This is a genomic window from Polaribacter sp. BAL334 (assembly GCF_015767435.1).
Classification (GTDB): domain Bacteria; phylum Bacteroidota; class Bacteroidia; order Flavobacteriales; family Flavobacteriaceae; genus Polaribacter.
The window spans coordinates 22093-37995 of the sequence record NZ_JADWOV010000268.1; the positions used below are offsets into that span (position 1 = coordinate 22093).

The window sequence follows — 15903 nt, forward strand, 5'->3', positions numbered from 1 at the left end:
CTTTAAAATTGTTAAATAAGATATAAGCATGTTAATAAAAAGAAAAATAGGTATCCTAACATATCACTATAAGGATAATTTCGGTGCTTTATTGCAGTGTTATGCACTTCAGGAGTATTTAAAACAAAAAGGTTTTGATGCAGAGGTAATAAACTTTAAACCTCAAAAAAATATAATAGTTACTATAATTAGTATTATTAAAAATCAATTAGTTTATACTTTTAAAAATTTTAAAATAAATCATTTATTAATATATTTTAAGCAATTTAAAGCACTCTATGTTCAAACTAAAAAATTTAATTTATTTAGAGAAAAATACCTAAACATATCTGAATTATTTGACGCAAATCAAAGAAATCATGATTTAAATAAATATGAAGTTATAATAACAGGAAGTGATCAAATTTGGAATTCAATTGATGGCTTTTACGACGCATATTTTTTAATTCCATTTGTAAGTTTTAATGGGAAAAGATTATCTTACGCAGCTTGCAGAGGTGTCAAAGAAGTAAAGGAAAAAGATTTAATTATACTTAAAAAAGCATTAGAGGATTATTATTGGGTTGGTGTCCGTGATAACCAGACACAAGAATTTGTGCATACTACTAGTGAACAAAAAGCTGATGTTGTTTGTGATCCGTCTATGTTAATTGATTTTAATCATCTATTAGTAACTAAATCTCCCATTAAATTTAAATATATATTTGTTTATATACTTGGCAAAGAAATAGAAGGCGGACATTTAAAAATGATTAAAGAAATCAAGAATAAATTTGGTGATTTAAAAGTTGTAGCGTGTTATTTAACAAATAAAAATCCTAATTATTTTTCTTGGGCAGATATACATTTATTTGATTCATCACCTATCGAATGGATGAATTTAATAAAATATGCTGAATTTTTTTACACAGATTCTTTTCATGGGGTTTTATTTGCGAATAAATTTGAAAGAAATTTTTTGGCTTATTATTCGGAAAAAATAAGATCATCTAGATTATTAGATATTTCAGAAAGGTTAGATTTGTCAAAAAATATCGTAAGTAGCTATGAAGAAGCAATTGAGAAAGGTTCGATTTACAACAATAATGACAGAAAAAATTACAAAATAAAATCTGAAAAGTTTGTTTCTGATTCTAAAGAACTTTTACTAAAAAAAATAGAGTCTAAAAATACTAAATTAAATTATTTTGAAAATTAAAATTTTATTTGTTATTGGTTCTATGAATGGTGGGGGAGCTGAAAGAGTTTTGTTAGAAATTCTAAAGTACTTAGATCAATCAATTTTTGAAGCTTTTTTGGCTATAGGCTCTTTATCGGGTGAATATAAGGATGAAATACCAAATCATGTTAAAGTTATTGATATGTCTTCATCATATCATATTTTTATTAAAAATATTATTGTTTTTAATAACATAATTAAAAGAAATGATATTAAACTAGTTGTTAGTTTTATGCCAAATGCTAATTTAATTGCTTTAAGGACAAAATTCTTATTTAGACCAAATTTAAAGGTTGTTTTAACAGAACATAATAATCCTCATAGAAATTACTTATCATCAAAATCCAAAATTAAAAATTTTATTAAGAAATTAGATTTATTTTATTTTTATAAATATGCGGATAAAATAGTAACAGTATCTGATGGAATTCGAAGTGAATTAATAAAAAAGTTTAACATTTTAGATCATAAAATTATTACAATATATAATCCAGCAGACATCAAAGGGATCTTAAATAAAACACAAATTATACCAAAATTTTTTACTGATAAAATTAAACTCAAAAAAAACATTATTGCTATTGGAAGGCTTGTAGAGCAAAAAGGATATTTTGATATGCTTCAAATTGTTAAAAAATTGAACGATAAGATTCCAGTACAATTAATAATCCTTGGTGAAGGTCCTTTGCGTGAGAGTATTGAAAAAAAAATAGATGAATTGGAACTTTCAAATAGTGTTTTTATGTTAGGTTTTGTTGAAAACCCTTGGTCATACATTAATAATTCAGATGTTTATCTGTCTACCTCTTTATGGGAAGGTTTTCATATGACAATTGTTGAATCTATGGCTTGTGGTGTTTATCCAATTGTTTCTGATTGTAATTACGGTCCTAATGAAATAATAATAAATAATGAGATGGGTAAATTAATTCCATTGAATGCGAATCAACAATTTGTAGATCAGCTTTATAATTTTTTGATAAAGCATGAAAAGGGTTATAAGTACAGTGCTTGTATCGAAAGATCACATTTTTTTGATTCAATAAAAATCGTAAATCAATATGTATCATTATTTAAGACTATTTAATGGATAATAAAAAAACTTTATTTTATATTAATTATATACCACCTGATTATGGAGGAGGATATTTAAGAGCTTTTAAAATGGCTGAGAGATTTAAAGAAAAAAAAAATCTTTCGGGTATTGTAACTCTTACAAAGAGAAATCGTTTTGAGAAAATTAATAGTTTTATATCTGAGTCTGATATTTTATTTTTAAGATCTAAACTTTTTATTTTATTTGATTTAATTTATCACTTAATTAAAAAGCGTAAATCTTTTGATTTAATTTATGTGGTTTCTCCTCATTGGCATTCATTATTTGCAGTAACAATTTGTAAATTGTTAAATAAAAAAGTAATTATTGGTATTACTTTGATGGGGGTTGACTCGCCAGCAAGTAAATCTAAAAATATTTTTATTAATTTATATTATAAATTTAAGAATTTACAATTTAAATTAGCGGATAAGATAATAGTAAATTCTCCCGCAGTTCTTAATGAATGTTTTGATTTTGGTTATACATCAGGAAAAGTTCAACTTTTAGTCAATCCAGTTGATATTCTTAAATTTAAACCAATAAAAAGTAAAGAGGAAAAATTATTATTAAGAAATGAACTGGAATTGCCTACCGATATTCCAATAGTTCTTTTTGTTGGCAGTGTGAATTTTAGAAAAGGTGCGGATAATTTTAAAATAATATTTGAAAAATTAAATGAAAAAATCGATATAAATTATTCTTTTGTAATATGTGGTGATTTAAACCATAAAGAATCAAATGTTATAATTAGTGATTTAAAAAAAGTTTTTGAAAATACTAATAATCAGTTCTTTTTATATGAAAATGTAACTTGTATTGAAAAATTTTTAAATGCGTCAGATATATTTATTTTTCCAACAACCAATGAAGGATTGCCAAACGTAATAATTGAAGCGATGGCAATGAAAAAAATTATAATTTCTAATACTTTACCTGATATTACAGATTTTCTTTTATCTAAAGAGTTTCTTGTTACTGATAATGACACAAATGAATATGTTTATAAACTTGAAAAGTATATAAGAGAGCCAGAATCTGTTGAACAAATTATTGAATTAAATTATTTAAGAATTAAAAATGAATTTACTTTTGAAAAGATTGATAATCAATTTCAAAAACTAATTCCTTAATATTTATGCAAAAATTTAAAAACATACTTATTGGTTTTGTTTTATTTTTTTTTATTTATTTAGAGCCTATTTATATTGGCCCTGTTAAATGGGGACAAATTTGGAAAGGTTTATTTTGTGTTTTTGCAATTTTATACGTTATTTTAAAAAAAGTTAAAGCTCCAAAATTTATTTATATATACTATTTTATTACTTTTTTGAGTCTAATCAATACTTCTATATTTTCTTATCCTATTGAAACCATATCTGTAACTCTTAAAATTTTATTATTCCCATTAACTTATCATTTTTTTCTTTCATTAAATTTACAAAGAAGTAAATATTTTAGTATGTTAAGGTATTTTGTTTTTTTTACAAGTTATTCATGTTTGATTTTTCATTTCAAAATATTATCTCCTTTGACAAAAGGATATGATGTAGCTTTGTATGGTGGTGATAGTGAGGGGTTTTCTACAATTTTTCAAACTGTTCATAGTACTGCTATTTTATTGACATTTTCTTTATGCTATTTAATCTATGAATTGTTTTATTTTAATAAAAAAATGTCATTACTCACAAAATTTCATTACATATTAAATTTACTAATTTTGTTTTATTCTGTTTATTTAACTTATGTTAGAACAGCTCTTTTAATTTTGGTAACTGGATTGTTTTTTATTTTTATTTATAAACAAAAAATAAAAAATCTAGGAAGAATTATTACTGTCTTTACGATAATTGGTTTTTTTTTCTTGTTTAAGTTTAATACTGACGAAGGATTTAGAAACAGGTTAATTGGAAAGACTATCTATGATGATAAAAAAGTAGTTGATACTAATACAATCAGTTCTGGAAGATTAAAAATATGGGAAACATCTTTTAAGAGTTGGTCTGAAAACAATAATATTTTAGAGATACTTTTAGGAATTGGAGAAAATGAATTAATGGAACGTAATAATAAATACATAGGTTTTAGAGTTTTTTCACATAATGGTTTTATTGATATTTTAGTTCAGAATGGTTTAATTTCATTTTTATTCTATATTATGTTCCTATTTAATTTCAATAAGAACATTAAACACCCATTTATAAAAGAAGGTAAACTGATAATAATAGCTTTCTTTTATATGTATTTAACTATGATGTTTGTCCAAGGTGGTCAAGAAGTTTATACTATGTTATTAATAAATTTAGTTTTATTAGCTTTTGGCATCACTAAAACTAAATATAATATAAATAAAGTTTGATATGAATATTTATGATGAATTGTATGTTTTAAGAGGCAATACAAAAGGTCTTTTTTTTATTATTTTTTTCAGAATAAGTGCATGTTTTACAAAAAATAAATTTTTAAAAATAGTTGGTTTTCCAATTAGATTGTTTTACAAAATCATTGTTCAATGGATACTAGGAATAGATATTTCAGATGAAACAAAAATTGGATATGGTTTCAGATTATATCATGGACAAGGTGTTGTTATTAACAGTAATACAATTATAGGACAAAATGTAATAATTAGGCAAAATACTACAATAGGTAATTCAACAGAGGGAAGTCCTTCTCCAATTATTGGGCACAATGTGAAAATAGGCGCAAATTCAGTTATAATTGGATCGGTTGAAATTGGCGAAAATGTTATAATTGGTGCTGGTTCAATAGTTGTAAAAAGTGTTCCTGATAATACAGTTGTTGCTGGTAATCCAGCTAAAATAATTAAAGTATTATGAAGAAAAGAATCCTAGTAATTGCAACAAGTAGAAAAACACGTGGAGGCATAACATCAGTTATTAAGGCTCATTCAACCCAATCATATTGGAAAGAATGGAATTGTAAATGGTTGGAAACACATATAGACAAAAATATTTTTTATAAACTATGGTATTTTATTAAATCATTTACAAAGTTTTTGTTTATAGTTCCTTTCTATGACATAATTCATATACATTTAAGTGAGGTTCAATCATTAAAACGTAAAACATTTTATTTTTTAATTTGTAGATTATTAAAGAAAAGAATTATCATACATTTCCATGCTTTCAGTCCGGAAACAACCATAAATAGTAAATATAAATGGTTATATAAAAGTGTATTTAATACTTCAAACTGTATTATAGTTTTATCTGATTTATGGAAAAAGTGGGTTATAGAATATCTTGATTTAAAAGAATCAAAAATATTTGTTATATACAATCCATGTCCTAAAGTTAATTTATCTCAAGAAATTAAAAAAGAGAATATAATACTCTTCGCAGGTACAATTAATGAAAGAAAAGGTTATTCAACTTTAATTAGTGCTTTCGCAAATGTGGCAAATAAATATCCTGATTGGTCACTTTTTTTTGCGGGAAATGGTGAAATAGAAAAAGCGAAAATTTTGGTTGATAAATTTAATATTTCTAGTCAGGTAAAATTTTTAGGTTGGATTAAAGATAATGAGAAGGAATCAATTTTTAATAAGGCTTCTATTTTTTGTTTGCCAAGTTATAATGAAGGTTTTCCTATGGCAGTTTTGGATGCTTGGGCTTATGGAATTCCTACAATATCCACACCAGTAGGGGGTATGCCAGATATTGGAATTCATTCTGAAAATTGTCTCTTTTTTAAGCCAGGAAACATAGATGAATTAACAGAGTGTATTGTTAAATTAATTAATGATGAAAATTTAAGAATTAAGTTAAGAAAAGAATCTATTAATTTGTCAAATACTATTTTCAATCAAGAAATAATTGGTAACAAAATAAGTCAACTGTATGCTTCGCTTTAATATTTAGTTCAATTTAAATAATTTTATATTAATGAAAATAAAATTATGCAATCTGATTTCTAAAACTTTTCAATTGGACTAAGAATTTTAGGTATATAATTTGAATTATACTATGTATTTATTTATGTTTTAGAAATGTTAATTTAAAAAAATAAAAATGGGTTTAATATTTAGTTATTTATTAACTGAGTTATCTAACAAAATTAAAATATATTAATTTTGTTTTTGAAATTAAAAAATTAATGTAAATCAATAGATTTCTAGCATTTTTTTTAATCAAAACACAAATTCTTTTGGTTAAATATAAATGAAAATCAATAATTTATGTTAACTATATTTTTTTTAAGAAATTAAAATACCAAGAATAGCAACTTGTAAAAAAGGCAAAAGAAATCTTTTAAGAAGTAAATAACTTTAATAATCTCGAAGTAAAGATTAAAAGTAATACTTCAAAAGTCATTATATAATTAAATTGTAAATTCGATCATGAATTATAGCTCAATCTCGTTGCTGGAATATCAAGTTTTTATTGATATGATTACAAAAATAGATTATAAACAGCAACAATTAATCACCACCATCAATCAATATTCCTATTGCATTGCCGAGAGTGATTATAAATTCAAAAAAGCCCTCCAAGATTCTGATATTTTATTACCTGATGGTGTGGGGATTGTCATTGCTGCCAAATTGCTCAAAAAGAAACGCATTCAAAAAATTGCAGGAGCAGACATTCATCAATACTTATTAGAGAAATTGCAAGCAGCTGCTGGGAGTTGTATGTATTTAGGGGCATCAGAACATACTTTGACTAAAATAAAAAATAGAGTAGGTGTTGAATACCCCAAAATTAGGGTGTTCACTTATTCCCCTCCTTTTAAACCGGAATTCTCTAAACAAGACATTGATGGGATGATTGCTGCCGTAAATGAAGTGCAACCCGATGTGTTATTTGTGGGAATGACAGCCCCCAAACAAGAAAAATGGGCTGCAAAAAACAAAGAGTTTTTAAACACCAAAACCATTTGTGCCATTGGAGCCGTCTTTGATTTTTATGCGGGTACTGTAGAAAGACCCAGTCAATTTTGGATTGACCTGCACTTGGAATGGTTCATTCGTTTGGTCAAAGAACCCAAACGTATGTGGCGAAGGTATCTGTATTATGGCCCTTTCTTTATTTATTTATTGTTGAAAGTTTTTTTTAAAAAAGACACTAGTAGTTCTTAGGATTTGTTTTTCGATGTTCGGTGTTCGATTTTTGTTGTACGAAGATTGATTGTCATGTAGTATAGCCAAACTATATGAGTTTTAAACAACAGGAACCTTTAAGAAACTAAAACTAAGACGAAGACTAAGACTTGGTGAGGGATTCATCGATATATGGTTACCTTGTTTCACCAATTCATCGATTAACCCCTAACCTCTTAACAAAAGTAACCCTTGCACTACTAAGCAAATCATCGATAAACAAATAACCCCAAAAATCCCATTTGCACGTATGCATTAAAATGCTATCTTTGTTTTGTCTAAAAAATCATTCATGAAAAAAGGAAGTTCGAAGTTTGTACCCCTCATATTTTCCTCGATAGATACTCTGTTACTTATTTTCTCTTTTGTCATTGCCAAATTGTGGGTGTTTCAAGGAGCCACACCAGATACGCTTTTTTATAATTTTTTGATCCTAGGAAGTGTTTTGTTGTGGATTGCTCTAAGCCTAAAGTTCGACTTGTACGAAATTCCTAGGGTGTTTTTTATACACAAAGTACTAGCAAAAAATGCCTATGTACTATTTGTCTTTACTCTAGTAATTGCAGGCCTTATTTTTTTTACCACAACCTATAAATTTTCAAGAAGTTATGTGATTGTAAGCGTCTTTTTTTTCAGTATTTTACTGATTTCTTGGCGTTTGATAGCTTTTTACAGGCTCCGAAATTACCGTAAAAAAGGATACAATGCCAACCGTATTGTATTGGTGGGCTTGAACAGAAACATGTCAAAGCTGATTGACCGGATTTATTTGAATCCCAAGTATGGTTTTCATATTGTGGGTTTGTTTACAGATGCTAGGGTCAAAAAAAGATTGCAACCCTTGTACAAAGGAGCTTTGACAGAGATTCATGGTTTTTTAGAAAAACATACCGTGGATGAAATCATCATTTCGTTGCCTCACCACCAAAGTGAGTTGATCAATGCCCTGTTTCAATATGCCGACAACCACATGATTCGAGTTCGGGTCATTCCCGAGTTTTCGGAATACCTCTCTCAAAAATTTTCAATAGACTATGTGCAGGGAATTCCTATCTTGAAGTTGCGTGATGAACCTTTAAAGAGTTTTACCAATCGAGTGATCAAAAGAGTATTTGACGTGGTTTTTTCCTCATTGGTCATCCTATTGCTATTCTCATGGTTATTTCCAATTATCGCCCTCATCATCAAACTGACGAGCAAAGGCCCCGTATTTTTTATCCAGCAACGCACAGGACAAGATGGCAAATCGTTTCCCTGTATCAAATTCCGAAGTATGACGGTCAATGAAGTATCGGATCAGTTGCAGGCCACCAAAGGCGATGCACGGATTACGCCTTTTGGTGCCTTTATGCGCAAAACCAGTATCGATGAGTTGCCCCAAATCTTCAATGTATTTTTCAACCACATGTCCTTGGTGGGTCCAAGACCTCACATGCTCAAGCATACCGAAGAATACCGCGTATTGGTAGACAAATTCATGGTGCGCCATTTTGCCAAACCAGGCGTAACTGGTTGGGCACAAATCAACGGCTATCGAGGCGAAACCAAGTTGGTAAGAGATATGAAAAACCGTGCTGCTGCCGATATTTGGTATATTGAAAATTGGAGTTTTCTATTGGATGTACGTATTGTGGTTGCCACCGCTTGGGGGATGTTTTTCAAGCAGGATGAGAATGCGTTCTAACCCTGAACTCTTGCCCCGACTAATTCGGGGTCAGGGTCTTTGGCCTATCCCCCCTGCCCCTTTCCTGAGGAAAGGGGAGCTAGATTCCGATTCATTTTAAATTTTAGTTTTTTTGTTTGTCATCCTGAATTTAATTTAGGATATAAATAATCTAGCTCTAACCACTAAACTCTAACCACTAAACAATAAAACTGCGAAACTCTGTGTAAAACTCCATGGAACCCTGTGCTCCCAAAAACAACAGAAACAATAGAAACAATAAAACTGCGAAACTCTGTGTAAAACTCCATGGAACCCCCTGCCTGCCGCAGGCAAGTGTGCTCCCCAAAAAAAACTTTTTAAAAAAAATCCCTCACTATTCCCTAAAAATCCCTATTTTCGCAAAAAATTTTCTTATGAACAAAAGGTTCAAAACCCTATTCATTGCCCTCGGAATCCTAAGTATCACTGGCTGTGTCTCTAAAAAAGACATCATCTACTTTCAAAATGACGAAATTGACCAATCGAAAGTATCCAATAGCTATAAGACCATCATCAAACCCGATGATTTGTTGCAGATCACTATTACAGCGCTGGATACAGAAGCGGTAAGAGCTTTCAATTTGGCTGCCGTTACTTATTCTACCTCTTCCAATTCGGCAATTGGAGTAGCTCAACAACAAAATTATTTGGTAGACAATAATGGAGAAATAGATTTCCCCGTAATTGGCAAATTAAAAATAGGTGGTTTGACCAGAGATGAGTTGATTTCACTATTAAAAGAGAAATTGGATCCAGATTATATCAAAAATCCAAACATTAATGTAAGATTGGCAAACTATAAAGTAAGTATTTTGGGAGATGTAAGGTTGCCTGGAAGCTATACAATACCAAACGAACGCATTACTATATTAGAAGCAATAGCCTTGGCTGGGGATTTGAATATTTCCGGAAAAAGGCAAAATATTCTTGTCATTAGAGAAGAGGAGGGAAAGAAAGTTCAATACAAAGTCGATTTGTTGTCAAAGGAATTATTTGTTTCTCCGGTTTATTATTTGCAACAAAACGACGTAATCTATGTAGAACCTAATTATGCTCGCATCCAATCAGCCTCTTCTAACTCAAATACTGGTTTGTTTATATCTATTACAGGTGTTTTAATTTCTTTATTAACATCAATTTCAATTTTAGCAAGATAAGATGGATAAAAATTTAGATTTTAGTGATAATCAGGAGACTTTCAATTTACGACAAGAATTTGAAAAATATTTATCACATTGGCGATGGTTTATAATTTCTTTATTATTTTCAATTTCGATTGCTTTTATTTATATAAGGTATTCTACCCCTCAATATATTGCAAATGCAACAATATTAATTAAGGATAATCAAAAATCAGGTATATCTGATGAATTAAGAGCGGTAGCTGATTTAGGAATTGTAGGATCTGGCTCCGCAAACAATACAGATAACGAAATTCAAGTTATAAAATCTCGAAAAATTTTGGGTCGTGTTATAGACTCATTGAATTTAAACATAACTTACTTTAGAGAGGGAAGAATTAGGGCTGTAGAATTATATAAAAATCAACTTTTTAAAATTCAATTTTTGAAAACAGATTCATTATTTCATTACATAGATACTTCATTTATAATTTCGAGTATTGATAAAAATAGGTTTGAATTAAAAAATTTGGATGATAATTTGATTACTTCTGGTAATTTTGATGAAATTATTCATAGTAAGCAATTAGGTAGCTTTAAAATTAATAACTGCCTTTCAGGTAATAATAAAAATGTTGAGCAGTTAGTAGTCATTAAACCTAAAAACAAGATAATTGATAGTTATCAAAAGAAAATTCTTGTAAATACAGTTGATAAGTTATCATCAGTATTAACGTTAAGTTTAACAGACCCAATAAAATTAAAAGCTGAAAATATTTTAGATGAGCTGGTCGAACAGTACAATCGAGATGCTATTTCGGACAAAAACATAGTCTCCAATAAAACTAAAGACTTTATTGAAGAAAGATTATTAACGGTAGGCATAGAGTTATCTGAGATTCAAGATAATTATAAAGATTACAAATCTAAATTTGGAATATCTGGATTATCTCAAGAAGGGACTTTAGCTTTAGAAGAAGTCTCCGAAAATAATCTAAAAGTAGTTGAGTTAAGAACTCAACTTAGTTTAGCTGAATGGGTACAACAAGAAATTAAAAAGTCCAATAAAATTGAAGTTTTGCCTGCCAATTTGGGTTTTTCAGACGCTATTACTTCACAATCTATTACAAAATATAATGAATTGGTATTAGAAAAATACCGTTTAGAGCCGATTGCGGGTCAAAAAAACCCTAATTTGATTGCCTTAAACAATGAAATTGCGGTATTGAAACAAAATTTACAATCCAATTTGGCAAATCTGAGAAAATCTATTGAAATACAAATTGCTAAAGTATCGAATGAAGCCAATCGAGTTCAGAATAAGGTTGCGCAATTGCCTTTGATAGAAAGAGGCATCATTGATATTGAACGCCAAAAAAATATTTATTCGGAATTGTATTCTTATTTGTTAAAGAAAAAAGAGGAAACGGCCATCTCTTTAGCGATTACCGTTCCCAATGCAAAAATTATTGATCGTGCATATAGTAATGGATTAAAGGTTTCTCCAAAAAATAATGTAATTTATTTATCCGCATTATTACTCGGATTAATTATCCCTTTTTTATTTATCTTAGTCAAAAATTCTTTTGATACCAAAATTCATTCTCGAAAAGATTTAGACCGAGAGATGAAAATTCCTTTTGTGGGAGATATTCCACATTCGGAAACCCAAGAAAAAATTGTCATTAGTAAAGAGGCCCGTACCAGTACGGCAGAGGCTTTCCGATTGTTGCGAACCAACTTGGATTTTATGTTTCCCAAAACCAGTGAAAGTGGTTTAGGTAAAACCATTTTTATCACTTCAACTTCCAGTGGGGAAGGAAAATCATTTGTGTCTATTAATTTAGCAGCATCTTTGGCTTTGACCAATAAAAGAGTTTTGTTATTGGGCTTGGATTTGCGCGCGCCCAAAATCACCGAATATTTGGGCTTGCCCGAGCAAAAAGGGATTACCAATTATATTTTAGATGATAAACTGTCCTTGGAGGATATCAAATTTACCATTCCAGAAATTAAAAATGTGGATTTTATCGCTTCTGGGGTGATACCTCCAAATCCTGCAGAGTTATTATTAAATGACAAAGTAAAAGAACTGTTCGCTATTGTTAAGAAAGACTATGATTATGTGATTGTAGACACGGCTCCTGTCAATTTGGTAACTGATACCTTATTGGTGTCTAAATATGCGGATTTATTCATTTACGTAGCAAGAGCCAACTATTTGGACAAGCGCATGCTCATCGTACCAGAGACGCTTTACAGAGAAAACAAATTGCCTAACATGGCAATGGTTTTGAATGATACCGACATGAAACGTGGCTATGGCTATGGCTATGGCTATGGCTATGGCTATGGCTATGGCTACGGAGCAGGCTATCTAGAAGTGGCTAAAAAATCTTGGTGGCAACGATTGGTGGGTAGATAATATGATTAGTTGGTAGTTTAAAGTTTTAAAAATAGCAAGGTTTATGAATTGTTAATTGATGTAATATATCATCATATAATTGTTTTTAAAAATTTATATACAATTTATTATGATTTTTTTAGGATTTATTTATTAAATTTTTTTAATAACTATTAGAATTACTGGTTTTGGTTACATCTAATCATGATATGCTCAAAATAAATATATTGTAAATTGCCTAAAGGATTTTTTTTAAAATCTTATTACGCTAGACAAAAAAAATCATGGTATACTAAGCTTTTATTAAACCTAATCTGAGATATATTTGTTGTCGCCATTTTTTATCAGTAACCCTTTTTAAAATCCACTTTCGATATTGTTTATTGGTAAAAAACTTTAAAGAAAGTTCTATTAGTTCTTTTTTTAAAATCTTTTTACTTGTTTTTTTGTTTATTTCATTTCTCAAGTCATCATTACTAATTAGCAAATAAAATAAATTTATGTAAGACTTTGTTTTTGTTGATTCATTATATTCCAAACAAGCGATATTTCCCATTGTAAAATAACAAGTAGCTAAAAAACAATTTAGTGGTTCTTTTAGTTTATTAAATACATTAGTAGCTCTTTTTGGATCTGTTTTCTTTGAAAGTAAAAAAACATCGTAAGCATTTCTTAATGAAATACTTTTAAAAGCAAAACCATTATCATTTATTTGGGAAGAAATAATTGTAAGTTTTAACTGATTTTCATAACTAATTATATTCACATCATTAAATAATTGAATACCTTTTTTTATGATTTCATAGTTAAATTCATTTTTATACTTTTCTTTAACAAGTTCTTTATGAATTTCAATAGCAGCAATAAATTTATTATTGTAAAGCCTTGGATAGTGTCTAAATATAGGGTATTGAAAGCTATCTTTATCAACTACTTCAAATCCAAAATCAATAATAATATTTATTGTTTTTAAATAGTCCTCTTTTGATACAATAAAATCAATATCCCCCACCATCCGCTCTGCGATGTCTTCGTAGAGTCCTTCCAATAAATTGCCCGTTCCTTTTAAAAAAATAGGGGTAATGTTATTGGCAAGCAATAAGGCATTGATTTCTTTGGCTTGTGCGATGATTTGTAGGTTGCGTTCTCGGTTTAAGTCGGTGATGTGTTCCATATAGGCTACCAATTCTTCTGGTAAGTAGTGTAAAAAATCAGCCCGTAGCAGATTCAAATACAGTGCAGGAAACACGTAATGTGCTGTACTCAATTTCACCACTGCCTCCCAATCCACAGTCCCCGCTGCCAATTGCGACTCAATGGCAACCTTATTTTTTTCTTCGTGATTAATGGTCAAACATTGCCCCACAAAAAAAAGGGTATCTTTATAAGTCATCGCTGTTGGGTTGTAGGTTCATTGGTCAAAAATAGGGATAAAATTTAAATTTTTGTTTCTGTTTTTTGAGGGTTTTTTTAGTTTAAGGGTTTCTGTTTTTTCTATTGTTTAAGGGTTTTTGTTGTTTAGGGGTTAGGTGGAGGTTCAAAGTTTAAGATTCAATATTCAAAGTTGGCAGAGGAAACTGTTGTTTCTAATTTTTTGGTTAATTTTTTACATTCCCCAAAACTTTGTCATTCCCCATTAAGTTTGTTATTCCGACGATAGGAGGAATCCCACACCCACCATGGTCATTCCACCAATAAAATGAACCCCACAAGTAAAAAAGATTCCTCAGTCGTACCTTCTTTCCCGAGTCAAGCTCGGGACAGGCTGGAATGACAAACTGTGCGAAAAATGACAAACTGTGCGTAAAATTCGACTGTAAAGTTGTCATTCCGACGATAGGAGGAATCTCACGATCAGTCTAAAAATCCGTACCTCACAATACAGATTAAAAAAAAACTCCCTAATCTCATTCATCTTCCTAATTTAGCTCCCCTTTCCTTGGGAAAGGGACGGGGGGATAGGCTTTAAAACCCCACATTCTTCTCCATCACCCCAGCCAACATCTTCACATTGCTTTTCGTAGCTATTTTTTGAAGTAGTTCCAAGTGCTGTTCGTGATGGGTGTCCGTACCTACAAAATCATACAATCCCTTTTCTAAGAGTTGCTGTGCTGTTTTTTGTACGGGAGTTCCGTAATGGGGTGTTAAAGAAAGTAAATTGAGTTGAAACAAACAGCCAGCCTGTTTCAGTTTATAGTATTCTTGAAAGCGGTTGTGATACGTAAAATAGCGTTCAGGATGCGCCAATAAGGGCTTGAATCCTTTTAGTTGCAATTCAAAAAGCAATTCATAGACGTTGAGTGGAGGGCTGAAGTAGGACATTTCGACCAATACCAAATTGTCTTTGAGGGTCAGTAAGTTTCCCTTTTCAAGCAAGACGGCAAACTGTTCGTCGAGCATGTATTCTGCAGCAGCTCGGATGCGGATGTGTCCCAAATCGGTAGCCGTCAATGCCTCTTGCACCAATTGTAATTTATCAAGAATGATTTCGGGCGTATTGGGGTAGAGGTCTCCCAAAATATGAGGAGTTGTCACAAAATGATGCATTCCGAAAGAAGCCATTTTACGAATCAAGGCTACGGAATTTTCCACATCTTTGGCACCATCATCAATCCCAGGCAATAGGTGAGAGTGGATGTCCGCAAATCCCTCAGGAAAAAACTCGGTAAGGGGAATCTCTTTTTTCTTTAAAAAAAACATACTTTTTTTAATTTGTAACAAAATTACACTTTTCAGAAATACTATGGAAATTAGTTTTCAGATATTAAAAGTACGATATTAGAACAGAGAATCAAGAATAAAGAATCAAGCTCTAAATATCTAACCTCTAACCCCTAACCAGCTAAACAATTAACCAGTTAAACAAAATAAACCCTTAAACAGTTTTCAGTCTCAGTGTTCAGAAATGAGTGCAACCTTGAATCTTGAATCTAAAACTTTGAACACCCCCTCTAACCCCTAACCAATTAACCAGTTAAACAAAAGAAACCCTTAAACAGTTTTCAGTCTCAGTGTTCAGTGATGAGTGCAACCTTGAATCTAGAATCTAAAACTTTGAACACCCCCTCTAACCTCTAACTTCTAATATCGTACTTCTAACCTCTAACCCCTAACCAGTTAAACAACAGAAACAACAGAAACCCTTAAACAGTTTTCAGTCTCAGTGTTCAGTGATCCTGATAATAGCTTTTTAAATTCATCAAAAAATATATAAAACGTTACAAAAACAGAAT

The 15903-nt window shown here is 30.1% G+C and carries 12 protein-coding genes; 10 read left to right on the forward strand and 2 right to left on the reverse strand.

What is annotated here, in order from left to right:
- Nucleotides 1–28 precede the first annotated feature (28 nt).
- From IU405_RS05600 to IU405_RS05645, 10 genes are all read left to right on the forward strand, one after another.
- Nucleotides 29–1198 (forward strand): polysaccharide pyruvyl transferase family protein, encoded by a 1170-nt coding sequence (locus IU405_RS05600; RefSeq protein ID WP_197437632.1) that lies wholly within the window; start codon nt 29–31, stop codon nt 1196–1198.
- A complete protein-coding gene (locus IU405_RS05605) occupies nt 1188–2306 on the forward strand; it encodes a glycosyltransferase (RefSeq protein WP_197437633.1) in 1119 nt (372 codons plus the stop codon). The genes IU405_RS05600 and IU405_RS05605 overlap by 11 nt, the downstream gene beginning before the upstream one ends.
- Complete coding sequence (locus IU405_RS05610) at nt 2306–3448, forward strand: glycosyltransferase family 4 protein (protein ID WP_197437634.1); 1143 nt, start codon at nt 2306–2308, stop codon at nt 3446–3448. Before IU405_RS05605 ends, IU405_RS05610 begins: the two co-directional genes overlap by 1 nt.
- 5 nt (nt 3449–3453) lie before the next feature.
- Complete coding sequence (locus IU405_RS05615; RefSeq protein ID WP_197437635.1) at nt 3454–4674, forward strand: O-antigen ligase family protein; 1221 nt, start codon at nt 3454–3456, stop codon at nt 4672–4674.
- A gap of 1 nt (nt 4675) precedes the next feature.
- Nucleotides 4676–5155, forward strand: a complete 480-nt coding sequence (locus tag IU405_RS15765) for a serine O-acetyltransferase (protein WP_262894634.1) — start codon at nt 4676–4678, stop codon at nt 5153–5155.
- Nucleotides 5152–6192 carry a glycosyltransferase family 4 protein gene (locus IU405_RS05625; RefSeq protein ID WP_197437636.1) on the forward strand — a complete coding sequence of 347 codons (1041 nt, stop codon included), beginning with the start codon at nt 5152–5154 and terminating at the stop codon, nt 6190–6192. Before IU405_RS15765 ends, IU405_RS05625 begins: the two co-directional genes overlap by 4 nt.
- 486 nt (nt 6193–6678) lie before the next feature.
- Nucleotides 6679–7419 carry a WecB/TagA/CpsF family glycosyltransferase gene (locus IU405_RS05630; protein ID WP_197437637.1) on the forward strand — a complete coding sequence of 247 codons (741 nt, stop codon included), beginning with the start codon at nt 6679–6681 and terminating at the stop codon, nt 7417–7419.
- 313 nt (nt 7420–7732) lie between these two features.
- The gene (locus tag IU405_RS05635) at nt 7733–9124 is read left to right on the forward strand and encodes an undecaprenyl-phosphate glucose phosphotransferase (protein WP_197437638.1); all 1392 of its coding nucleotides are present in this window, start codon (nt 7733–7735) and stop codon (nt 9122–9124) included.
- Nucleotides 9125–9519: 395 nt separating this feature from the next.
- Nucleotides 9520–10302, forward strand: coding sequence for a polysaccharide biosynthesis/export family protein (locus tag IU405_RS05640; RefSeq protein ID WP_197437639.1), 783 nt, complete (start codon nt 9520–9522; stop codon nt 10300–10302).
- Between the two features lies 1 nt (nt 10303).
- Nucleotides 10304–12691, forward strand: coding sequence for a GumC family protein (locus IU405_RS05645; RefSeq protein WP_197437640.1), 2388 nt, complete (start codon nt 10304–10306; stop codon nt 12689–12691).
- 271 nt (nt 12692–12962) lie between these two features.
- Here the strand turns inward: IU405_RS05645 and IU405_RS05650 are convergent, their stop codons facing one another.
- Together IU405_RS05650 and IU405_RS05655 are read right to left on the reverse strand one after the other, a co-directional pair.
- Complete coding sequence (locus tag IU405_RS05650) at nt 12963–14063, reverse strand: nucleotidyltransferase family protein (RefSeq protein ID WP_197437641.1); 1101 nt, start codon at nt 14061–14063, stop codon at nt 12963–12965.
- A 572-nt stretch (nt 14064–14635) separates the two neighbouring features.
- Complete coding sequence (locus IU405_RS05655) at nt 14636–15391, reverse strand: tyrosine-protein phosphatase (RefSeq protein ID WP_231749566.1); 756 nt, start codon at nt 15389–15391, stop codon at nt 14636–14638.
- Between the last annotated feature and the right edge of the window lie 512 nt (nt 15392–15903).